Source organism: Lysinibacillus sp. RC46, from assembly GCF_041262385.1.
Classification (GTDB): domain Bacteria; phylum Bacillota; class Bacilli; order Bacillales_A; family Planococcaceae; genus Lysinibacillus.
Map to the genome: position 1 here is coordinate 1 of NZ_JBGCCF010000031.1, position 24326 is coordinate 24326.

A 24326-nucleotide genomic window follows, 5' to 3' on the forward strand; every position below is an offset into this window, starting at 1 on the left:
CTTTAGCTCTTCTATCCATCGATTCGTTCTCTTTCCGTCGCTTTGGCTTTTCTTTCCGTCACCTTGGTTCTTCTATCCGTCGCTATGAATACTTTTTCCGTCACTTTAGCTCTTCTATCCATCGATTCGTTCTCTTACCGTCGCTCTGGCTTTTCTTTCCGTCGATTCAGCTTTTCTATCCGTCGCTACGAGTACTTTATCCGTCACTTTAGCTCTTCTATCCGTCGCTATGAATGCTTTATCCGTCACTTCTTCTTCTATCCGTCGCTCTGGCTTTTCTTTCCGTCGATTCTGCACTTCTATCCGTCGCTACGAATGCTTTTTCCGTCACTTTAGCTCTTCTATCCATCGCTTCGTTCTCTTTCCGTCGCTTTCTTAAGAGTTGCTCCATAAAAAGAAAAAAACCCTGCAAAACAATGTTTGCAAGGTTTTAATAAACTCAGGAATTAAGAATTTAATAATAAATCTTCTGGGTTTTCAAGTAGTTCTTTAACAGTTTTAAGGAAGCCTACAGAATCTTTACCATCGATAATACGGTGGTCATAAGAAAGAGCTAAGTACATCATTGGGCGAATTTCTACTTCACCATTCACTTCAACTGGACGTTTTTTGATAGTATGCATACCAAGGATACCAGCTTGTGTACCATTCATGATAGGAGTAGACATTAATGAACCGAATACACCACCATTTGTAATTGTGAATGAGCCACCTTGAAGATCAGATAAACCTAATTTTTTGTCGCGTGCTTTTTTAGCTAGGTCTGCAATTGAATCTTCAATTTCAGCAAAGTTTTTGCGGTCAGCGTCACGTACAACCGGTACTACTAAACCTTCTTCTGTTGATACAGCTACACCGATATCAAAGAAGTTGTTTAAGTGAATTTCATCACCATTGATTTGTGCGTTCACATATGGGTATTTTTTAAGCGCTGCAACTACAGCTTTTGTGAAGAATGACATGAAACCAAGTTTAGAGCCAGTTGACTCGAAGAATTGGTCTTTTTTACGAGAGCGTAAAGCCATAACGTTTGTCATATCTACTTCGTTGAATGTAGTTAACATTGCTGTAGATTGTTTTACTTCAAGTAAGCGTTTTGCAATTGTTTGGCGACGACGGCTCATTTTTTCAATTGTTACACGTGAATCATCTACAGCTACAACTGCTTTAGGTGCTGCTGCTACTGGAGCTGCTACTGGAGCTGTACCATGAGCTGCCACGTCTTGTACACGTACACGGCCTTGTGGATCTACTGGAGATACAGCAGCAAGGTCAATACCTTTTTCACGAGCAAGTTTACGAGCTGCTGGAGATGCGATTACACGCTCACCAGTAGTTTCTTCTACAACTGGAGCTGCTGCAACTGGAGCAGGTGCCGCTTGTGGTGCTGCTGCTGGTGCTACTGCTGCTGCAACTGGTGCCGCTGGAGCAGGTGCTGCACCTTCGCCAGCTTCTACTACTGCGATTACTTGACCAACAAGTACAGTATCGCCTTCTTCAGCTAAAATTTGAGTTAAAACTCCCGCTTCTTCAGAAATGATTTCAGCGTTTACTTTGTCTGTTTCAAGTTCAACGATGAATTCACCTTTTTCAACGCGATCGCCCACTTTTTTTACCCATTGTGCGATACTACCTTCTGTAATCGATTCTGCTAATTCAGGGACTTTAATTTCAGCCACTTTCATTTCCTCCTTTAATTAACGTGCATTATGCACATAAAAGGGCTACTGCCTCAGCAAGTAGCCCGGCTCTCAAAAATTTAATATGTGATTATTTAACCTTTACAGGCTCAGCAACTGCTTCTTCTACAAGTGCGGCTTGAGCTGCTTTATGAGAATCTGCATCACCTTCAGAAGTCGAGCTCATTGCAGGACGGCCTACATAACGTAGCTTTTTACCTTCTGAAAGGTCGTGTAATGTTTCTAATGCATAATTCCAAGAACCTTGGTTTTTAGGTTCTTCTTGTACCCAAACGATTTCTTTAACATTAGGATACTTTGCAATAATACCAGCAACTTGCTCTTTTGGGAATGGGTAAAGTTGTTCTACACGAGCAATGTGTAGGTGATCGAAGCCTTCACCATCTTTAATACGGTCTGCAATGTCGATCATTACTTTACCTGAACCTAATACAATGCGTTCTACAGCTTCAGTTTTTGAACCTAGACCTGGTTGTTCAATTACTTCTTGGAATGAGCCATTTGCTAATTGATCAGCATTTGCTGCAGCTAATGGGTGACGAAGTAAGTACTTAGGTGATACAACTACAAGTGGGCGAACGCCTTCTGTACCTAATAATGCTGCTTGACGACGTAATAAGTGGTAATAGTTACCTGCGTTTGAGCAGTTTGCTACGAACCAGTTATTTTCAGCTGACATTTGTAAGTAACGTTCCATACGGCTTGAAGAGTGTTCTGGACCTTGACCTTCATAACCATGTGGTAAAAGAATAACTAGACCAGATTTTTGACCCCATTTAGCACGTGCACCTGAAATAAAGTTATCAAACATAACTTGTGCCATGTTAGCAAAGTCACCAAATTGAGCTTCCCAAACTGATAATACATGGCCATTTTCTAAATTGTAACCATATTCAAAGCCCACTACCCCAGCTTCTGTAAGTGGAGAGTTGTGTACTGAAAATGATGCATTTGCACCTGAAATATGGTGAAGTGGCGTGAATAAATTACCATTGTTTTTGTCATGTAACACTAAGTGACGTTGAGAGAACGTACCACGTTGTGCATCTTGACCTGTAAAACGTACTGGTGTGCCATCTTGAATAATTGTTGCATAAGCTAAAGTTTCTGCATGACCCCAGTCGATTTTTGCAGAAGCAAATGCATCACGGCGTTTTTCTAAAATTTTGCCAAGTTTTTTCTGTGGTTCAAAGTTTTCTTCAAACACTAAAAGCTCTTCATTAATTTTTCCTAGACGTTCCGCACCAACTGCTGTATCAATTTGTGGGAATTCTACTTTTAATTCTTCTGGCATTTCTAAATGTTTGTGTTCATCTTTATCTGCCATTTCTTTTACATGATCATAAGCTGCTTGCATTTCTGCATAGATAGCTTTATCTAATGCTGCAACTTCATCAGCAGAAACTACACCCTCAGCTGCTAATCGAGCGCCGTATAAAGCACGAACTGGCTCATGTTTAGAAACTAATTTATATGTTTCAGGGTTTGTTACAGTTGGATCATCCGTTTCATTGTGACCATGACGACGGTAACCGATAAGGTCAACGATGATATCTTTACCGAATTTTTGACGGTAGCTAGCTGCGAAACGACCTACTAAAGTTACAGACTCAGGGCTATCTGCATTTACATGCACAACTGGTACTTCATAACCTTTTGCAGGGTCAGAAGAGTAAACAGATGAACGAGAGTCTTGTAGTTCAGTTGTAAATCCAATCATGTTATTAGCAATGATGTGAACTGTACCACCAGTAGTGAACCCTTCAGTTTTTGCAAAGTTTAATACTTCTGTTACGATCCCTTGACCTGGGAACGCAGCGTCACCATGCACAAGAATACCTAATCCTTTTGTACGGTTATGGACAGCTTGCCCTGGTTTAGAAGTGTCATCTTGTGCTGCACGTGCAGTACCTAAAACAACAGGATTTCCAACTTCTAAGTGAGATGGGTTGTAAGCAAGTTTAACATTCATACCAGATTCACGCATATATGAAGCACCCATGTGATACTTAACATCACCAGTCCAGCCTTTAGTTATTTCAAGGCGACCGTTTTCTGGGTTAAATAATTCATTAGAAACATGTGCAAAGTCAGAGAACATCATATCGTATGGTTTATTTAAAATGTGTGTTAACACATTTAAGCGACCACGGTGGGCCATACCAATACGTACATTTTCAACGCTATTTGTTTCAGCTGTTTTCAAAATTTCATCGAATAGGACGATTTGAGTATCTAAACCTTCACCAGAGAAACGCTTTTGACCTACAAAAGTTTTATGAATAAACTTCTCGAAGTTCTCAACACGAGTTAAACGATCTAATAAAGCTTTTTTCTCATTAGAAGATAATGATTGTTTAAATGAACCTGTTTCAATTTGTGCTTGAATCCAATCACGTTCTTCTGTTGCTACTACGTGATTATATTCAAATGCTACTTTATCTGTATAAACAGATTTTAAGTAATCGATTGCATCTTTACCATTTTTCACGTTTGCTGGCACATCTTTGAAGAAGACAGCTGCAGGAATTTCAGCTAAATCTGCAGCGCTTAAGTTGAACGCGCTTTCTTCAATTTGAGCTGTTTGTAGTTCACGGTTTTTCAAAGGATAAATATCTGCCGCTAAATGACCGTTTGTACGGATTGCATCTGCTAATTTCACAGCTGCTAACACTTTCTTGTAATCGCCAGCAGGAGCTGCTGCTGCATTACTAGCTACAGCTACTTCACCTTCTACTACTACTGGTGCACCAAATTGTTGGAATAATAATACTAACTCCGGTTCTACTTCTTCAGGAGACTGTAAGAATAAGTCGTATTGCTCCATCACATATCCTAGGTTAGGACCAGAGAAAGCTGACCATGGAGAACTTACAGTTGTAACGTTGTTCGACATGAAAAATGACCTCCAAATTTTGCCTTTCGGCAGTTCCATTAATTAAATTACAATTAATTATATAATATTTTTCCGTTCTTTTAAAGGATGTTTGACATCTTATCCATTATTTAAAGAACGTTTTTTCCATCTCAATCTTACTACTCTTCACAAAAAATACAACTCTTTTTAGCAAATTAAGCAATTTCTTTCCCAAAGGATGAAATAATTAAATAAAGCATGTATTTTTCTCAATATTTCAGCGGGAATTTCAGCAAGAAAACGGTTCCAACATTTTTATCACTCTTGACTTCCACAGAACTATTGTACTTTTCAAGTAACATTTTTGTAATACTAAGCCCTAAGCCTGTACCGCCTATTTGACGATTTCTTGCCTCATCAACTCGATAAAAGCGATCGAAAATGTATGGAATGTTTTCTTCCTCTATACCAATACCATTATCTTCTATTTTTACTGACACTTCCTGTTCTAAGACAGATAGTGAAATTTGAATCTCAGGAATTTTTTCACAATAACGAATTGCATTTTCTATTATATTACGAACAATTTGGCTAAGTGCATTTTCTGTTATATATAATCGCCCTATTTCTTCATCTTTCGACAGCGATATTCGAGCATCCGGATGAAGGAGTCTTGTGTCCTCTATAACCGCTTCTATAACAGATACTGCATCAGCCTCACTTTTGATGTCCTTTTCTTCACGACGTGCAAGTTCTAGTAATTCTTCGATCATTTTACGCATTCGTGCAATTTCAGTTAATGAAGTTTCAATAGATTCCTCTAAAATTTCTGGATCATCCTTCCCCCATCTTTTCAAAAGGGATAGATGTCCTTCAATTGCCTGGATAGGCGTCCGCAGCTCATGAGAAGCATCCGCAACAAATTGTTGCTGCTTTGTAAATGAAATTTGCAATTCGTTCATCATCGCATTGTACATTTTCAATAGATCGCCAATCTCATCATGAGACGTGTAAGTTAATTGAATTGGTTCATTAAATCCTTTATCCATTACTGTTTTCATGGATGCACGTAACGCATGCAATGGCTTCATCAAATAATTGGCTAGATAATAGCCAATTGAAGCTGATAACACCAATCCTCCCACCCCCGCTATGAGCATGGCAGTTAATAAATAATGCATTAACGACTGAAACTTAGATAATGGATGAACAACTTGAATATATCCTTTGAAGAAGCCGAGCTGAATCGGTTCATTAATAACAAAGGCATCCTTTTTATCAATTGTCATTTCTACCACTTCATTCAACGCAGTTAAGGGCGCAGCCTGCGAAGTATTATTAATGCTTAAAATCTCAATACCATCTACATTAAACATTCTGACGGTTTGATCTCGATCCACAATGGTTTTTAATAGACCCGTGTTTTCTTGAATTTGCTGCACAGTAAGATTGGGTCCTTGTGACTCTAAAAAGGAAATCAAATCAGCCCTAGTTAGTTTAATCTTACTTTGTTCATCATTTATTAGCCATGTATGCAATGAAATATAAACGACAATACAAATAATCGTATAGCTAAAAAATATAACAGCACTTGATGTGAGCATCCATTTTCTTTGTAACGATTGATTGACTAAATAATCTCTTAATTTTTTCATTCGCGCATCACATACCCCACACCACGAACGGTTTCAATATAGGCATTCATATCACCCGGTAGTTTATTTCGCAAATGCCGAATATATACATCTACGACATTTGTCTCTATATCCGTATCATACCCCCAAACAGAGGTTAAAATTAGCTCTCGTGTACAAACTTTATTTTTATGCTCTATCAATAATTTAAGTAAATCATATTCTGTTTTCGTTAAATCAAGCTTTTTCCCTTGAACAAATACTTCATAGGCCGCTATATCCATTTCGATATCACGAAAATGTAATGAACCCCCAATTTTTTCATCAGGTGTCACCCGACGTATTATTGTACGAATTCTAGCTAATAGTTCCTCAATAGCGAACGGTTTTACTATGTAGTCATCTGCGCCAGCATCTAAGCCAGCTACACGATCCATTACAGCATCTCGAGCCGTTAACAATATAATGGGTACCTTTGACTGCGTGCGTATTCGACGACAAATTTCAATTCCATTTATTCCTGGAAGCATAACATCTAATAGCAACACATCAAAATTTTCAGTTGAAGCTAGCTCAAGTCCTTCTCGTCCTTCAAAAGCGACGATTACATCGTAACCCTCATGCTTTAATTCTAGCTCCACAAAACGAGCAATATGCTTCTCATCTTCCACTAAAAGTATTTTTTTAAGCATTTCTTCACCTTCTATTCTAAAATAACTATGAGGGGTTTCCTCTTTAATACTGTTATAGCATAACATCAAACAAAAAGTCTGTACCACAAGTAACTACTTGTTTGTACAGACTTTTTTAACTTCTTTCAGCAGATGTTTTGGTAGCGAAAGCGAAGCGTCAGCGGCAATTATGCCGAGGCATAATTGCTTAGGAGTCAGTAATATAGAGATTATTTTTTCCTATTTCCTTCGCTTTATATAAAGCTTGATCTGCTAATTCTAGCAATTCATTTAATGTGCGACCGTGGTCCGGATAATAAGCGATGCCAATGGAAGCAGTTGGAGCAAAGTGATGACTTTCGATGGTCCAACCTTTTTTAAGTTCATTACGAATACGATTAATAATATCCATCATTTGTGTTTGTCTCGTCTGATCATTACGAGTTAAACCTGTTAGGACGACAATAAATTCATCGCCACCCATTCGTATAACTAAATCATGGTTACGTACAGCCGTAATTAAAACTTGGCCAAATTTTCGGATAAAGTCGTCTCCCGTGTCATGGCCATACTGATCATTAACATGCTTAAAGTCATCCCCATCGATATAGAGCATAGCTAAACACTCATGACGTTCTTGCGCTTCTACCAATAGTTTCGGAAACTCCTTTTGTAAAAAACGACGATTTGGTAGTTGTGTTAACGTATCGTGATAAGCTAAATATAATAAATCATTCTCTCGTTCCTTACGATGAGTTATTTCTCGAGATACCATCATTATTTGTGAAACTTTTTCGCGCTCAGGATCATGAACAACTGTTACGTTTCCTTCAGTCCAAACAGGCGTACCGTCCTTTGCCCTCAGCAGTAGCTCAAACTGCGTTTCAGTTTGGCCCGAATAATTATTTAGAAATGTTTGCCAAGACTTCTTACTTTGTTCATCGACTATGTTACTGTAAAACTGACCTTGTAATTCTACATTTTCGTAGCCTAAGAAAATCTCATAGGAAGGTGAGGCATAAATAATGATGCCATCTTCGTTTGTAATGACAATCAAATCATTTGTATTTTCTGTAATAAGTCGGAATGTGCGTTCAATATTTTTTAATTCCGTTAACATTCTTTTCTTGTCCGTAATATCATAGTTAATGGATAAATATTGTTCTGTCTCCCCGAATTCATTATTTAATGGAACTATAGATGCTTCTACCCAAAAATCAGCATGGAATTTTGTACGGTAGCATAGCTCGCCTCGCCAAATATCCCCCGCTTTAAGTGTTTTACTAATTAATTGTAAAAAGTCCTCTGTATTGTTATGAGGCTCTATTAATTTAGAAGGTTGACCTATTAGCTCTTCAGCATTGAAACCAGTCGCATTTAAAAACAAATCATTAACTTCTAGAATTTTAGCATTACTATCCAAAACAGCAATGGCAGCTGCTGAATTTAGAGCAGCTTTAAAAACCTCTAAACCATGAGATTTTGAGCGTAACTCTGCTTTTTGTTCAGCGAATTGTGTGCAATCCTGCATGAGAAGAAAAATAGCAAAAGAATTATCCCTTTGCATAACCGGAGATAGTGAAACTAAATACATGCGCTCTTTTTTATCCAGTGTATGAAGCTTAATGAGTTTTTCGCCAATATTTTCGCCCATAGCTGCTCTTTGTAAATAGCACTGGATGTTCCCTACTTCATCTTTAGGAACAATTGGCAAATCGACGAATAATTGTTGTTTGACTGTTTCAGTATCTAATTTAAAGTCTTCCGTGAAGCTTGAGTTCACCTCATAAATAGCTCCTTCAGCTGACAAGATGACCGTAGAAAAAAAAGCATGATCAAACATTGAGCGCAGAAATAAAAACTTATCTTCGATACTACGATCATAGAGAATTTCTTTTGTTATGGCTAAAATATAGTCTTCATTATTATGTTTAAACGGTCGAACAGATGTCTCATATTTACGAACTTCAGATTTATAATAGGCATAATCCACATAATCAACTTGACTATGCTTCGTAATTGCTTGATTGTAGTTTTCTTGAATTATAGAAAAAATTTTTCGACTTGAGGTAACGGTAGAAAGCATTTTCCCAATCGCCTCATGTGATAACAAAGTTCGAGCTGCTTTATTTAAGCGAATATATTGATAATCGTCTCCCACTTTTTTCATTAAAAAGACAAAATCTTTGCCAATAAACAAATCATTAAATAAATCTTCGCTTAAAAGATATTCCATGCTGTCCCCCCATAAGTCGTTAATATTAATATAGAATTTTTATATAGCTTTTGTATATACAAAAAAAATCAATACTACTATTATAACATAATTTAAAAGAGTCACCCTTCTCGAATTGGAAAAATTTTATCCTTTTAAGGCTATTTTTTGATATTTTACCTCTTTAGATGAAATAACGTAATCCTAAAGAAACACTTTTTAAATATTCCTACTCAAAAAATTGATATTTTAGACTTAATGCTTCCCAAAATTTTTTAATAAACAATTTTTACCTATCTATACAATTATTTATTTTTCAGAAATTACTGCCCGGAAAACTTATTTTATGTTCCAGCGAGGAAAATGATTGCATAAAGCAGTATGATTGTTATATTATATTAAAAAAACTAGCCTTTTTTCGGTATGGTCGAAAAATCAGTAAGACAGCGGGAGATTATGGATATCATAGTTTTAACGTCTAGTTCTTTGGGTTTTAATTCCAGTACGAATTTTAGTTTTCTTCTTTATGTTTTAAAGGAATTGTTTTAACTACCCTAGTAAAGGAGGCGTTTCGTATGCTTAAACATCGAGACCTACATGAATGTACAGAGCTTTATGAGCTATTATCACACCCTTCTGTTTTCCCTTTTGTCCGTCAAAAAGCCACATCAGCTGATGAGTATTGGTTTATGACAAAACAACTGATTGAAGAAGAATCAAAGGGACTCGCTATTTCAAGGACAATTACTGATGATTGGGGTCAACCAATCGGCACCATTAGCATTCATGATGTGGAGGATGGTGCAGGCTTTTTAGGAACGTGGATTGGACTCCCTTATCAAGGGCAAGGTTATAACCAAAAAGCGAAAATGCTTTTTTTGAATGAACTTTTTTTTGACTATAACTTCCATACGGTATTTCTCCGTATTCGTGTTGAAAATATAAAATCACAGCGTGCAGCTTTAAAGCTACCCTATGTTATGAGTGCGAATGAAAGTCACCCAACATTATTAACACAGGTTAACAGCGGCGAGGCGCAATTTAATTTATATAAAATTCCAAAAGACTTGTTCTATCTTACAACAGCCAATCAAATGGCAGAAGGCGAAGAACAAGCGATGTAATCTACTTTGAATTTTCATAAAAAAAAGCTATGTGTTCTTAAACTGTACCCTATAAGATAGACACTTTGAAAAAAGTCTATCCTATAGGGTACTTTTGTTTATAATGAGAAAAAAGATGTCGGAGCGGAATAAATGACGAAGAGATTATTTACTAAAAAAGAGCAAGAACAACTAAAATGTAATCCTAATGTCCAGGCTATTAGTGATAAAGCGATTACTTATACTGAGGAATTTAAACGCCATTTTATTGCAGAAAATGAAAAAGGGAAACTCCCAAGAACGATTTTTGAAGAGGCTGGTTTAGATGTTGAACTGATTGGTTTGAAGCGCATTAGTTCAGCAGGAAAGCGTTGGCGTGCAGCTTATCGTACAACTGGAGTAGCTGGTCTACAAGATACACGTAAAACGAATTCAGGTCGTCCATCAGAACGGGAATTAAGTTTAGAAGAAAAAATTGCACGATTAGAAGCGAAAAATAGATTATTACAAGCGGAGAATGAACTTTTAAAAAAGCTCGATCTACTCGAAAGGCAGATGTTAAAGAAGAAATAACAATCGCAACGGAACTAAAGTTTGAATTAATCAGTAAAACGATTCAAAAATATAAACTAAAACGTTTAGTAAGCTATCTATGTGAAATTATGGGCGTATCTCGTTCAGGTTACTATAATTATTTCACAGAGAAATCAATGCAAAAGCGTGCAGCATATGAATTAGCAGATGAAGCAACCAAAGAAATCATTTTAAAAGCGTATCATTTCCGAGGACGTAGAAAAGGTGCACGTCAGATTAAAATGACGTTAGAAAATCAATATGGAATTACATATAACTTAAAACGTATTCGCCGCATTATGAAGAAATTTGAGATTATATGCCCAATTCGAAAAGCGAATCCGGCACGTAGAATGGCCAAAGCAACAAAAGAACATCGTACATGTCCAAATGAATTACAGCGTAACTTTAAACAAGGTGTAGCAGGAAAAGTATTATTAACAGATATCACGTATTTGACGTATGGAAACGGCAAACGTGCTTATTTATCAACGATTAAGGACGCTGAAACAAACGAAATTTTAGCGTATGAAGTATCTGCTTCTTTAAGTATGGATATTGCGCTCAATACTCTTCGTAAATTGAAGCGAAATCACCACCATTTAACGAAAGATGCATTTATTCATTCAGATCAAGGATTCCATTATACGAATCCAAAATTCCAGAAACTTGTGAAGGAAATGGGACTAGGGCAATCTATGTCACGTCGAGGGAACTGTTGGGATAACGCCCCTCAAGAATCCTTCTTCGGTCATTTTAAAGATGAAACCAATCTGAAAGCGTGCGAAACATTAGAAGAAGTAAAACGAGAAGTGAAAAGTTATATGATGTATTACAACCATTATCGAGGGCAATGGAACTTGAAAAAGCTGCCGCCTGCAAAATACAGACAGCAGCTTCAAAAGGTTGCTTAGCTTTTTTTCAAAATGTCCTTTACAAAGGGTACACTTTATCTGTCTTAATGACAGGCACATAGCTTTTTTTATGTTTTTGCTCCATATAATTGCAGTATTGCAATAGGCACTGACTACTAAACCTACTTTTTATATTGTAAAATCAATTTCGCCATTTCTTCTGGCGTCTTCGGTCTTTGTGTTTTCTCCATAATTGCAACCATTTCTGCTTTTCGCTCCGTTAACACATGAACCGATTTTTTAAAGGATTCCTTTGTTAACTCTTCCTCTTGTAATACTTCCGCGTAACCCTGTCTTTTAAATAAGTTGGCATTTAATATTTGGTCACCACGACTTTTTTGTGCAGATAATGGCACTAATAACATCGGCTTGTGAAGTGCTAAAAATTCAAAAATCGAATTAGAACCAGCACGTGAGACGATAAAGTTTGCCGCATGTAATAAATCCGGTAATTCTGTTGTTACATATTCAAACTGCTTGTAACCTGGCGTAGATTCTAATGATTCGTCGTAATTTCCTTTACCACATAAATGAATGATCTGAAACTGTTTTACAAGATCCGGTAAATTTTGACGAAGCGCGTCGTTCAAGACAACTGAGCCTAGACTCCCTCCCATCACAAGAAGAACAGGTTTTAATGTTGTAAAGCCACATAATGATAACCCTTTTGCTCGATCTCCCATGAATAACTCTTGGCGAATAATGGAGCCTGTGCATGTTGCCTTTTCTTTCGGTAAGTGCTGTAATGTTTCTTCAAAAATCGTAAAGATGTGTGATGCAAATGGTAGCGCAATTTTATTGGCCAAGCCAGGTGTAACATCTGATTCATGAATGACTACAGGAACACCAGCAAGTTTGGCAGCCATGACAACGGGTACAGAAACAAAGCCACCCTTTGAAAAAATTACTTGGGGCTTCACTTTTTTGATAATACGAAAAGCCTGCATAATTCCAGCAAGCACTTTAAAAGGATCTGTAAAATTTTTCATTGAAAAATAACGACGCAATTTTCCACTTGAAATACCGTAAAACGGAACACTTGGAAACGCCTCGCCTATTAATTCTTTTTCAATGCCCTCGTCTGAGCCAATATAGTGGACATCATAACCTAGCTCTTGTAAAGATGGGAGTATCGCTTGATTGAGCGATACATGACCAGCTGTCCCTCCACCGGTTAAAATGATTGTTTGTTGTTTCACATTAATTCTCCTATTCCATCAATTCGGCCTCGGCATAATTGCGTCCGGGATCGGCTTTGTACTTAGGCAGTTAGCCGTTGTCGCTTGGATGCGATGATTTTTTTAGGCTAACATCCTTATTAACTACTTTCCGATTCTGTGACATCCGCTTGTAGCCATACTACTTTTTGTATACAGTCTTTTATTTTACTATATGCGAACGAAAAGATATAGATGAAGCTTTTAATTTCTTTCATCAAATGTCTTATGACCGAAAGCGTAGCGACAGGCACAAATTTCTTATGTAACGAAAGCGAAGCGGCAGGTAGAGGTATCCAAGCATCTGTTGAAAGAAATAAAATTTTCAGCCTTCTCCTATTTTTTTATGCTATACTCATTAATTAAATATATTAATGAAGGAAGATATACACTATGAATCAAACAACTACGTTAAAAGAAAAATATGCGCTAATATTAAAAATTATCGTACCCATTTTAGTCACACAAGTAGCTATTTATCTTATTTCTTTCTTCGATATTTTAATGTCGAGTCGGTATGGTACCACTGACTTAGCTGGAGTGTCAATTGGCTCCTCTATTTGGATGCCTATTTACACAGGTTTATCTGGCATTCTCCTTGCGATTACACCTATTGTCTCACAGCTTGTTGGAGCTAAAAAAGAACTTGCCGCAAAGAAGGCTGTTCAGCAAGGAATCTATATAGCCATCGTACTATCGGTACTAATTTTCATTGGATTATTAGTCGGCATTGATTGGATTCTCGGCAATATGAATTTAGAAGCCTCTGTACATACTATTGCTAAATCTTATATTCATGCGATGTGCGCAGGTCTTATACCACTCTTTTTATTTTTTGTCATGCGTTGCTTTATCGATGCGCTTGGACAAACTCGCGTCACAATGATTATTACATTACTTGCAACGCCGATTAATATTGCGTTGAATTATATTTTTATTTTTGGCAAGTTTGGAGCTCCCGAACTTGGCGGAATCGGTGCAGGCGTTGCAACGGCGATTACATACTGGCTAATTTTCTTAATCACAGTTTGGATTATTGCAAAACGCGTGCCCTTTGAACGCTTCCGCCTATTCCATGACTGGCCAAAATTAGAATGGCTTCGTTGGAAGGAGATTTTAATCATTGGTGTCCCGATTGGAATATCTTTATTTGTAGAAACGAGTATTTTTTCTGCTGTCACGATGATGATGAGTAGCTTTAGTACAGCAATTATCGCAGCTCATCAAATAGCTTTAAATTTCACTTCCCTACTCTATATGGTGCCACTTAGTATTTCGATGGGCGTTACGATATTAGTAGGGTTCGAAATAGGCGCTAACCGAATGCATGATGCTAAACTCTACAGCTATTTATGTGTTGGCACCGCGATTTTATTTAGCTTTATTTCAGCTTGTATCCTTTTTATCCTTCGTGAGCCAGTTGCCAATATGTATACAACTGATGGAAAAGTGCTAGAATACGCCGGTCATTTTTTAATTTATGCGGCCATTTTCCAGCTATCTGATGCTATCCAAGCGCCCGTACAAGGAGCTTTGAGAGGTTACAAGGATGTTACAATGACCTTTATCATGGCGATCATTTCGTATTGGATTATCGGCTTGCCTGTCGGATATGTACTGGCCACTCACACAGACTTCGGACCGTTTGGCTACTGGGTTGGGCTAGTTGCAGGTTTGACTACAGGAGCAATTACTTTATTAATACGTTTAATACTTGTTCAAAAAAGATTTAAAAGCACGGCCAAAGCAACAATAGCAAACTAGACATGTTCTAGTTTGCTTTTTTTCATTGAAAGAAGTAGCTATCCTCCTAAAGAACGCGGAAGAAATATTAAAAATAGCGGCTAATCAGACGCCCCCAAAAAAGCGCCCAGTTGAAACGGAAATCAACCTCTCGTTTTGCCGAAGATATAAAAGAAAAAAACTCTATTTCCACCAAAGTCTAATTTCGAGCTTCTACTATGAAAATAAAAAAAGATGTCCACTAAGCCGTTTTTGACTTAGTGGACATCCTATTATTCAATAAAGCTATTATTATTTTTGGATAAACTGTTGTGTCCAGTAGTTACCTGACTTCACATAACCAACACCAATATGTGTGAATTTCTCATTTAAAATATTCGCACGGTGACCCGGTGAATCCATCCAAGCTTGTACTACTTCTTGAGGTGTACGTTGACCTTGTGCAATATTTTCACCCGCACTCTTATACGTAATACCTAAAGCTTTCATACGATCAAATGGAGAACCGAATGTTGGGCTTGTATGTGAAAAATAGTTTTTAGATTGCATATCTTGTGATTTTTCACGAGCAGCTGCCATCAGTTGATCATCCGTTTTAAATGGTGCTAAACCAGCTTTTGTACGTTCAGCATTCGTTAATTTTACTACTTCTTGTTCAAATGCATTCACATCTGAAGTAGTTGTTGATGGTGTAGACTGAGCTGGTGTAGTAGCTGTATTTTCTTTTTGAGCTGTTTGTGTATTGTTAGTTGTTGCTTGTGTATTGTTAGTTGGTGTTTGATTTTTTTCTGGTGCTTGTGTTTCTTTTGATGGTGCTTGTGTTTCTTTTGATGGTGCTTGTGTTTGTGGTACATTTACATACCACTTATGATTTGACCATTGATTATTTGACCATTTATGATAAGAAACTTTATTACAGTCTGATGTTGTGTTCCCCTCTGTAGTATTTGCTGCAGCGGATACCATTTGAATTGGAGCTGCTAATAAAAATGTTGCACAAATTGCAGTTAGTGTTTTTTTCATTTTTGCAATTCCTCCTTCTCTGCAAACAATCGTAAAGTACGAATTTAATAAATTTCTTGCCAGCATCTGCTAACAACACCATCAGAGACATAAATTCGCATCAAACAGAGGGTTTTTGGCAATAATTTTTAGCAAGTTCCACCAGTCTATGAAATACTTACGTTTCAAATAGGGTTGACACCTCTAAAAAACTATTAATTATTTTCAATATTCAAATAGAGCGGCAGCAAAATAGAGTCTTAAAATAGCGATACACACTTCCTTCATTTTACTAATCCACAAAAAAATCTGCCATGATTACTACTTACATAAGACAACATGAACAGAGCTTTCATGTCTTATTAGTAGTAATTAGCAGATTTTATATGTCTATATATTAATACCTATAACGTTTAAACTACTTACATCTTCACCAATAATAACGAGTTTTGCGGGCATTTTTACGTATTCTGGAAGCCATTGGACCATGCCATACGCATATTGAAACAGCATAGGATTTTTTACACCTTCAATTGGCACATAGCCTTTCATTCGATACACGGTTTCAGGCAATGTACGTACCCAATCCTCAAATCGCTCCTGTGTAAAGTCAACATCCTTAAATTCAACTAAACGTGAACCAAGATGCATTGATGCTATTGGGGCTTTCACAACATCTTGCTTATCCACCTGAGCTGTTGCCTTTAAATCTTCTAACAAACGTAACGGTACTCGACCATTTGTAGTTTGCAAAATAAAGGCATGAGGATTAAAGCCTTGTAGCTCATAAACAACCTGTGCCTGCTCTGCCTCTGTTAATAAATCTGTTTTGTTGGCCAGCAATAAATGTGCGTGACGGATTTGTTCCATAAATAAGGAGCGCACTTGCGGGGTTAATGTTTCTCGATTTAACCACAGCTTCGAGTCAGCAACCGTGACAATTCCTTTGACATTTAACTGTTCCGCAAATAACGGTGAATAAACAGCGTCTAACGCTTCAACAGGATGTGCAGCACCTGTTGTTTCTATAATTAAGACATCAAAGTCACTATCTAATAGAAGAGATTGAATTTGTGCCTCTGTTTTTTCAGCGCCAGAGCAGCAAATACAGCCCTCTAGCATTTCCTTTAGTGGAATATCCTTTTCCACAGCCTGTGAGTCAAATGGTAGCTTTCCGAGCTCATTCATAATGACAGCAGGCTTTAAATCTTTTTCCTTTAGTTGTCGAATAACATCTGTTAACATGGATGTTTTTCCGCTACCTAAAAAGCCACTAAATAAGTATACGTCCTTCACAATTATTACCTCCCATAAAAAAAGCTGTCGCAAAAGGCCACTAGAGACGCCTGCTGCGACAGCTACTTTGTTAGTTTGTAGTTTACTCAGTTTTTGCTGGTGTACCAGTAAGCAGTTCTTTTGCTTTTAACAATTGAGGATCATCTGCTTTTATTTTAGCACGTAATGCATCCATTAAAGCATACGTTGTATCGCCAGTTAAAACGCCTGTTTCTTCAAGACCACTTGCAGCTTGGAATTTTTTCACTGCACGTTCTGTGTATTGATCAAAAATACCGTTTGCTTTACCAGGCTCATATCCTAAAACTTCTAGCATCTCTTGTGCCGCTTTTACAGAGTTAGACTGCACATCCTTTTTCATTTCCACAGATGGATCTAAGTATGGTAATGATGCATAAGATGGGTATGACACTTTGACATCTGGAGCAATACCTTTTTCGTGAATCCAGTTACCATTTGGCGTTAGCCATTTAGCTGTTGTGAATTTAAGGTTAGAGCCATCTTTTAATGGTGTGACATTTTGTACTGTGCCTTTACCAAACGATGTTTCTCCAACAATTTTAGCACCGACAGACTCTTTTAATGCTCCAGCTAATATTTCAGAAGCAGAAGCACTGCCGCTATCAACAAGGACCGTCACTGGAACATTATATTTTTTACCAGCAATAGCATTTGTAATTTTCGGCTCTTCTTCTTTTTGTTGTACTTGTACAATCGGTTTACCTTCCGGAACAAATAAATTCGAAATTTCAATTGCATCTTCTAGGTAACCACCTGGATTTTGGCGTACATCTAAGACGATACCTTTCAAGCCTTTACCTTCGTAATCTGCAAGAATCTTCTCAAATTCTTTTGCTGTATTTTCACTAAATGACGTGATATGAATATGGGCAATATCCCCTTCAAGCATTTCACCGTAAACCGTTTCCACTGGAATTTCATCACGGACAATTGTCATATTAAGTGGATCAGCGTTTCCTTCTCTTTTCACGGTTAATTTTACTGGTGTTCCTTTTTCACCCCGAATACGAGCTACCGCTTCAGATGCACTTAACCCATGAATGCTTTTTCCATCAACAGTTAAGATAATATCTTTCGGTAATAGCCCTGCCTTTTCAGCAGGTGAATTTTTAATAGGTGACACAACTGTAATAGAGCCGTTACGCTCTTGAATTTCGGCACCAATTCCTTGGAAACTAGAAGACAAACCAGACTTAAATTGATCTGCTTCTTCCTTCACCATAAAATCAGAATACGGATCACCTAAAGCGTCAAACATGCCACTAATAGCGCCATCGACCACTTTCGCATTGTCGATATCTTTGTAATAGTTGTTTTTAAGCAAATCATAGGCTTCGTACAATTTCGAAAATTCCGTACGTCCATTCGGTACTTTCACTTCAACTGCTTTCTTATCTCCGAATGTTAACGCAAATATCGTTAAGCCTGCAGTAATTAGGATTGTAAAGAACATCAGCATAATAAATTTAAACGGTTTCATTTGTATAAATTGTCCTGCAAGTTTTACTTCAGTAGGAGGTGTTTGTTCTGGCTGCTGTTCTATACTATCTTTTTTCTGTTCATCCATCTTGATTGTCACCACTCTCATATACACTAACTTGTTGTCACACTATTACCATCTTAACAGGTTATAGAGAAGACGAAAAGAAAAAGACTGTCAAAATTTCTCGACAAATCTTGTCCTCCAACTATCTTCAGAAAATCCAGCATTTATTAATCACTATATTGTTAAGCACATTATTCTATGTAGATGTTATTGCTTTAGATTTTGTAAAAGTAAAGGTGCCCTTGAAGCGCTTTCTAAAGGCACCTCTATTATCTGCTAAGTTGAAGGTATATAATGGTACTGCTTTTCTATTTTACCCGTTTCCTCGAAGCAGTCAACTAAAATCCTCATGAATATTAGAAATTACATATCCTCTTATGCATCTTTAATATACGTAACTTGCGCCAATTTAGCATTTTTTATTTTCATCTCTGCATTTTTCGCTGCATTGATCCCTGTAAAAGTTCCTGTTTTAATACGATAATTTGCACCGTCCTGCTCAATGTAAACAAGCCAGCCGAATGTTGTTTTCATCACCTGTGCTGCACTTTCTGCTGCTTTAAGAGTACTATACGTTCCCGTGAAAATGCGATGTTTTTGCGTTTCTACTGGAGGCATTTGAATATCTCCAGCGTTTTTTACCATGTCGATAAATTGTGACCAAGGTACTTTTCCGGCACGAATATTACGAGGGCAATTTTTCCCACTAAAATAATTGTGTTGAACAATATTTTGAATTGTTATATTTTCATCTTTTATAATTTTTGCGATAAGACTCACCGCATTTTCCACAGCTTTTAAATAATCTCCATCACTATTTACGCAGATTTCCACTTGAATTCCTTGGCTATTACCAACATACGTTCCCGTTCCCCAGCACTCCCAAAAATGCTCAAACGATTGTACAGCTTCCTTATCATCTACTTCCCAATGCCAGCTAGCTTCCCTACTGTTTCCGTTTATCTGCAAACGAGCATGGGCGTCAGCATCAGCTCCAACGTTCGTATTGTCGGTTTCATGAACGACAATATACTTTTTTGCATTATTTTTACCATTTGTAATATTGATTGCTTGTGCAGTTGATACTAGTTTTTGGCGAATTGTTACCATAGGTTTTCCCCCCTTTCTTTTTGTCCTAATGTAAAAAGCGGGATGATTGAACTTTAATCATACTATCTTAACTTTTGTAGTTCGAAGATAGATATTAAGTTCATTCTATATTATGAACCTTTTGTAACTTCTACTATGTTTTTATAAGCATTAATAACCACTTATTCACACCCGAAATTTACTTATGTTTATTTTGGGTTTGCGCTGAGCAGTTTTTAACTCAGTTCTCTTAGTTTTTTTACAACAGAATGTACGGTTAGCCTATGAAAAGTAAGAAGCTGTCCCTTATAAATGACAGAAAAAATACCGTACGGAGTTGGTGACAGTTCCATCAACTCTTCTCTATCTTTAAGATCAATAAGCTCAACTGGTATATTCAATTTATTTGCACCAGCTATAATATTTTCCGTTGCAATTTCGACATATGGACATTGGAACGAACGTAAAATCGTTAAGTTGTTATATTTTTTTAATCTGTCCTCCCAATCATTCGGAAAATACGGATGTTCTGCTTCGTCGCTCAATTGGTAGACAAGTAATTCAAAATCAAATGGGGCAGTGTCAATAAGTTGAAAATCGTTTTTCAAAAAAATCTCTTTACTTGGCGCCCAAGACGTTTTTGAATTCGTAATAACAACGACACCTTTTTTGGCTTGCTTTTTGGCATCTTCTAAACATTTATTGATTAATCGAGTACCGTAACCTTTCCCAACCTCACTTACCCATAAACAATGAATCACTAAATAATCATCAGCATGAACTACTCTTGATGAATTTTCTGCTTCTGTATATTCAATAAACCCTACTTGTTTTTTATTGTCGATTACTTGTACGTATTTCAAGCCTTCTTCAAATCTATTGTTCAGCCATTTGTTCTTATTTAAATATCCGCTTGATTTCTTCTTACTTCTAAGACAATAACTCCCAATTCCCTCTAAAACCTCATTATTACATTCAATCAATTCAACCTTACACAATGACAATCCCCCCTATTTATTAGGGTAATTATACCTTTTTTCGTTCAAACGTTTAATTAAGAATAAATCTCTGAAAAAAATAAATTGAATGTGACAGATTATTATGTAAGTTAAACGGAAAAGTCATTAATAGAAAAAAAAAAAATCAGACTAATTCATTTTAGTCTGATTTTCTAAATGGAAAATAATTCATTAAATTTTGCACACCCAAAACAGGGCTAAATTAGTATTAACTAAAAAGTATTTTGCTCATTATCAAGAGATGAAATTTGAAATACTGTGTATAAGTTGATTGGAGTGGAGGCTGGGCGACTCCTCGGGGATTAGCGTCACAGATGAGACCCTGGAGCGAGCACATAGGGGAACGAAGGCTAAAACCATCACGTCCTGTGATAACGCCTTCGTGACCAACATCGGTGCTGTTGCTGTCGCTACGTTGCACTACGCTTTCGCGCAAAAAACATCTGTTGGCCCAAGCGGCTCATCGGACGCCCCCAGGAAGCTCTGCTCTGTGCGAAAGCGAAGCGTCAGCAACAAATGTTTTCTGTAGCGAAAGCAAAGCGTCAGCTACAAAGCGCCCAGCCGGAACGGAAATCAACCTCACGTTATGGAACAACAAATTTAATAATGAGTGACACATTTACATTACGGAAACTTATTTGTTTTTGTTTTTTTTACTCTGCACTTCGAGTAATTCAGAAACTGTGACAAATTTATATCCTTGCCTTTCAAGTTCCGGTATTATTTTTTCCATCGCTTGCACAGTTTGATGACGATTTCCGCCTCCATCATGAAAAAGAACGATATTTCCTTCTTTGACACCGTTTAACACAGTGTTAACAATTCTATTAGTACCTGGACTTTTCCAATCTAAAGTATCTAAGTGCCATGACCACATAACAACTTTATATCCTTCTTTAGCAATTGCTTGAATCATTGCATCTGAATACTGTCCTTCTACAGGGCGGAATAAAGTAGGCTTAAATCCTGTGATGTTTTGAATGACGTCATTCGTTTGATTTATTTCCTTTAGTAAATTTTCAACATTCGTTCTTAGAGGATGCGTAAATGTATGGTTGGCTAGTTCATGACCTTCCTTATACATTCTTGATATTACCTCGGGATTTTTTTGCGCATTTTGACCAACAATAAAAAAAGTAGCTTTCGCATGATATTTGGCTAATAAATCTAAAATCTGAGATGTGTACTTCCGATGTGGTCCATCATCGAAAGTAATGGCAACAATTTTTTCATCCGTATTGATCTCCCAGACAATTTGTCCTGCTTCTTCATAATACTTTCTTCCTTTATTTTCATATCGCTCTGCGCCGACATTCGCATAAAAAAAGGAGACAGTTAAAAGGCAAATAGGCAATAAAAACAGGAATTTTTTCAAATCTTCACTTCCTCAAATAAAATATTTAGTACCTTATTATTTGAGGAATGTTAAAAAAAATGCTCTTTTTTGATTTTTTGTTGCAATGTATACTTCAGTGTTAGCAGCTAGAGGTTGTCCTTACAGTGATTTCGGGATTAAAACGTAGGATACTTTTTATCATTGATTAATTTGCTATTCATGTTACTATCTATTCAAAATCTGCTCATTTATTTTAAAAATCTGTTTCAAATGATGTTCCATATGTTCAAGGTAGTCTTGGATAAGCCACTGTAGAGTTATTAGTTGATTATTTTCAAAGCCACATTGAAGAGCAAGCTTTTCATCGGGAATATTTTTAATAACATAGATAATTTTTTTATTTAAGTTCACCCATAGATTCATTACTTCATCAAAAGGTAACTCTTGATACCCTTGAATTTTCACCCAATGAACTTGGTCATACGGAGTTAATACAAAAGGTTCCTTTTCGTATTGTATTTTAATGAACCTTTCCAGATTATTAATGGCGGAGTCGCATAAATGGCCTAATATCTCTTTTTTTGACCACTTTTGAGGCTCTGGCCGTTGTGAAATCTCTATTTCAGACATTTGACGAAATTCCCCAGGCACCTTATCTATCCAAAAATGTAATTGATCTATAATACTTTGCACATTTTTCACACCCCTATTTAGCTATTTATAAAAACTTAAATAATAGTCAATTAATTTAATGACTTCGTATATTTTTTTATATTCTTTTTCTATTTTAAAGGAAATAAACAATACAGCTACATTAAAACTTAATACTGCAAGGGCAACTAATTGAACAAGTGAGATCCCAATCATCAGCTTAGTATTGATGGCAGAGGCAATTATTGTAATCAATGATAATATAACACCACATAATGTAATATAAATTGGCTTAGATCTAATAATTTCATTTGCTTGTAATTTTAATACATCTAATAAATATCGGATTTCTGTCAATTTATATTGTTGATCAAAAATCACGAAATATGACATATAAACATCGTTTGCTATATTTTCATTGAGTATATTTTTATGAATTTTTTTCACTAATCGATCACAGAAATCTTTATCTAATGCTTCTTCAGGTATGAATAGTTCCTCTTTATTTTCAAAAACATTTGTGCCGGGATGCTTCAAACCCCTCATCCTCTCATACTGGTTTACCTGATTTAATGACCTTATTAAGAATAGAAAACTCATTTATAGTCAAAACATAGTCACCTAAATTTTTCAGATATTTAAATTATATGAAGGGATGGAAAGGTAGTATGTTATTTTTGGATAAAATTTTATTGTAAGTTTAGGAACTGCGGGAAACATTCATAAAGTTCCTTAGTCAAGTTGTTGATATACAGCTAATGCATCCGTAATATTGAACTGCTCTGTTCGTGAGTCACCTTTAGCACCTACTGTTACTAGAATATACTCCTCGCCTTTAATTGTCGCTAGACTTGCTAAGCATAAGCCTGCTTGCTCTGTATAGCCCGTTTTGCCGCCAATTATTTCACCTCTCGTTTTTTCATTTGCATTCAAATTTTTAAACATTCGGCTCGTCACCGTCATGCCCTCTGGGTGAAGATTCGTTGACTTAATTGAGTATCTTTCCGCCGTATAGATATCCCTAAAGGTGTTATTAGTTAAGGCATATTGTAAAAGTATCGAAATATCTTTCACACTCGTATAATGATCAGGATGATGGAGTCCTGTTGCATTCATAAAATGTGTGTTTTTCATCCCTAGCTGTTTAGCTTTTTCGTTCATTAACTTTACAAATTTACTCTCCGACCCAGTTATGTAATCGGCTAAACCAATAGAAGCATCCGCACCTGAAGGTAGCATTGAACCATAAAGTAAATCCTCTGCTGTTACCTCCTCATTAGGAAGAAAGCCTGCCATAGAAGCATTTTCTTCATATAAATTCTTAAATATACTTTTAGGAAGTACAATCTTTTCCTGTAAATTCGGGATATTTTCAATTGCAACTAAAACCGTCATGATCTTCGTCAATGAAGCAGGATAAATGATTTCGTCACTATCTTTGTCCAATAAAATCTTATTTGTGTCTAAGTTCACTAATATAGCATTTGAGCTATGTAAATTCACATCAAGATTTATTTCACTTTTCTTTGGCATTTCCAGCTGAGGGGTATTAACTATTTCTAGCTTTGAATCTTGATATTCATTTACAAACATGACCACCAGAAAAATAAAAATCAGTAATAGTAGGCTATAAAATCCTTTTCTTTTAAACATAAAAACAACTCCTTCTCTCTATGCCTCTATTGAAACATAAAAGAAGGAGTTCTTTTTTAATAATCTATTATAAAATTCTTAAGGTT

General features: G+C 36.6%; 20 protein-coding genes. 5 read left to right on the top strand and 15 right to left on the bottom strand.

Annotated features, from left to right (window positions below):
* A partial coding sequence (locus tag ABH966_RS21670) for a hypothetical protein (RefSeq protein ID WP_370082039.1) occupies positions 1-212 on the top strand: 212 nt, incomplete at its 5' end.
* A gap of 17 nt (positions 213-229) precedes the next feature.
* Positions 230-379 carry a hypothetical protein gene (locus tag ABH966_RS21675; RefSeq protein ID WP_370082041.1) on the top strand — a complete coding sequence of 50 codons (150 nt, stop codon included), beginning with the start codon at positions 230-232 and terminating at the stop codon, positions 377-379.
* A 67-nt stretch (positions 380-446) separates the two neighbouring features.
* On the opposite strand, the gene odhB is transcribed toward ABH966_RS21675, so the two are convergent.
* From odhB to ABH966_RS21700, 5 genes are all read right to left on the bottom strand, one after another.
* Positions 447-1679 (bottom strand): 2-oxoglutarate dehydrogenase complex dihydrolipoyllysine-residue succinyltransferase, encoded by a 1233-nt coding sequence (gene odhB, locus ABH966_RS21680; RefSeq protein WP_370082043.1) that lies wholly within the window; start codon positions 1677-1679, stop codon positions 447-449.
* A 91-nt stretch (positions 1680-1770) separates the two neighbouring features.
* Positions 1771-4596, bottom strand: coding sequence for a 2-oxoglutarate dehydrogenase E1 component (locus tag ABH966_RS21685; protein WP_370082045.1), 2826 nt, complete (start codon positions 4594-4596; stop codon positions 1771-1773).
* A 230-nt stretch (positions 4597-4826) separates the two neighbouring features.
* On the bottom strand, positions 4827-6212 hold the full coding sequence (locus tag ABH966_RS21690) for a sensor histidine kinase (protein WP_370082047.1): 1386 nt from the start codon (positions 6210-6212) through the stop codon (positions 4827-4829).
* Positions 6209-6883 carry a response regulator transcription factor gene (locus ABH966_RS21695; RefSeq protein ID WP_370082049.1) on the bottom strand — a complete coding sequence of 225 codons (675 nt, stop codon included), beginning with the start codon at positions 6881-6883 and terminating at the stop codon, positions 6209-6211. Before ABH966_RS21695 ends, ABH966_RS21690 begins: the two co-directional genes overlap by 4 nt.
* Before the next feature lie 187 nt (positions 6884-7070).
* The gene (locus ABH966_RS21700; RefSeq protein ID WP_370082051.1) at positions 7071-9098 is read right to left on the bottom strand and encodes a diguanylate cyclase domain-containing protein; all 2028 of its coding nucleotides are present in this window, start codon (positions 9096-9098) and stop codon (positions 7071-7073) included.
* Positions 9099-9652: 554 nt separating this feature from the next.
* On the opposite strand from ABH966_RS21700, the gene ABH966_RS21705 reads away from it, so the two are divergent.
* Both ABH966_RS21705 and ABH966_RS21710 read left to right on the top strand, forming a co-directional pair.
* Positions 9653-10201: a GNAT family N-acetyltransferase gene (locus ABH966_RS21705; RefSeq protein ID WP_370082053.1), complete on the top strand. Its 549-nt coding sequence runs from the start codon at positions 9653-9655 to the stop codon at positions 10199-10201.
* 132 nt (positions 10202-10333) lie between these two features.
* Positions 10334-11667, top strand: a protein-coding gene (locus tag ABH966_RS21710) for an IS3 family transposase (RefSeq protein WP_370082055.1) whose coding sequence is annotated in 2 segments (ribosomal slippage) — positions 10334-10718 and positions 10718-11667 — 1335 coding nt in all. Because the reading frame shifts where the segments join, the coding sequence is not laid out codon by codon here.
* Positions 11668-11789: 122 nt separating this feature from the next.
* On the opposite strand, the gene ABH966_RS21715 is transcribed toward ABH966_RS21710, so the two are convergent.
* Complete coding sequence (locus ABH966_RS21715) at positions 11790-12866, bottom strand: undecaprenyldiphospho-muramoylpentapeptide beta-N-acetylglucosaminyltransferase (protein ID WP_370082057.1); 1077 nt, start codon at positions 12864-12866, stop codon at positions 11790-11792.
* Between the two features lie 411 nt (positions 12867-13277).
* Between ABH966_RS21715 and ABH966_RS21720 the strand changes: the two genes are divergently transcribed.
* Entirely contained in the window at positions 13278-14648 is a 1371-nt protein-coding gene (locus tag ABH966_RS21720) for an MATE family efflux transporter (RefSeq protein WP_370082059.1), read from the top strand.
* 270 nt (positions 14649-14918) lie between these two features.
* On the opposite strand, the gene ABH966_RS21725 is transcribed toward ABH966_RS21720, so the two are convergent.
* From ABH966_RS21725 to ABH966_RS21765, 9 genes are all read right to left on the bottom strand, one after another.
* A complete protein-coding gene (locus ABH966_RS21725; RefSeq protein ID WP_370082061.1) occupies positions 14919-15650 on the bottom strand; it encodes a CAP domain-containing protein in 732 nt (243 codons plus the stop codon).
* A gap of 369 nt (positions 15651-16019) precedes the next feature.
* Complete coding sequence (locus ABH966_RS21730) at positions 16020-16925, bottom strand: CobW family GTP-binding protein (RefSeq protein WP_370082063.1); 906 nt, start codon at positions 16923-16925, stop codon at positions 16020-16022.
* An 82-nt stretch (positions 16926-17007) separates the two neighbouring features.
* Complete coding sequence (locus ABH966_RS21735) at positions 17008-18513, bottom strand: lmo1851 family serine protease (protein ID WP_370082065.1); 1506 nt, start codon at positions 18511-18513, stop codon at positions 17008-17010.
* 354 nt (positions 18514-18867) lie between these two features.
* Positions 18868-19602, bottom strand: coding sequence for a peptidoglycan recognition protein family protein (locus tag ABH966_RS21740; protein ID WP_370082066.1), 735 nt, complete (start codon positions 19600-19602; stop codon positions 18868-18870).
* A 215-nt stretch (positions 19603-19817) separates the two neighbouring features.
* Positions 19818-20579 carry a GNAT family N-acetyltransferase gene (locus ABH966_RS21745; RefSeq protein ID WP_370082067.1) on the bottom strand — a complete coding sequence of 254 codons (762 nt, stop codon included), beginning with the start codon at positions 20577-20579 and terminating at the stop codon, positions 19818-19820.
* A gap of 655 nt (positions 20580-21234) precedes the next feature.
* On the bottom strand, positions 21235-21975 hold the full coding sequence (locus tag ABH966_RS21750) for a polysaccharide deacetylase family protein (RefSeq protein WP_370082068.1): 741 nt from the start codon (positions 21973-21975) through the stop codon (positions 21235-21237).
* 186 nt (positions 21976-22161) lie between these two features.
* Positions 22162-22629 carry a DinB family protein gene (locus ABH966_RS21755; protein WP_370082069.1) on the bottom strand — a complete coding sequence of 156 codons (468 nt, stop codon included), beginning with the start codon at positions 22627-22629 and terminating at the stop codon, positions 22162-22164.
* A gap of 21 nt (positions 22630-22650) precedes the next feature.
* Positions 22651-23124 carry a hydroxymyristoyl-ACP dehydratase gene (locus ABH966_RS21760; RefSeq protein WP_370082071.1) on the bottom strand — a complete coding sequence of 158 codons (474 nt, stop codon included), beginning with the start codon at positions 23122-23124 and terminating at the stop codon, positions 22651-22653.
* Between the two features lie 195 nt (positions 23125-23319).
* On the bottom strand, positions 23320-24240 hold the full coding sequence (locus ABH966_RS21765; protein ID WP_370082073.1) for a D-alanyl-D-alanine carboxypeptidase family protein: 921 nt from the start codon (positions 24238-24240) through the stop codon (positions 23320-23322).
* Positions 24241-24326: the final 86 nt, after the last annotated feature.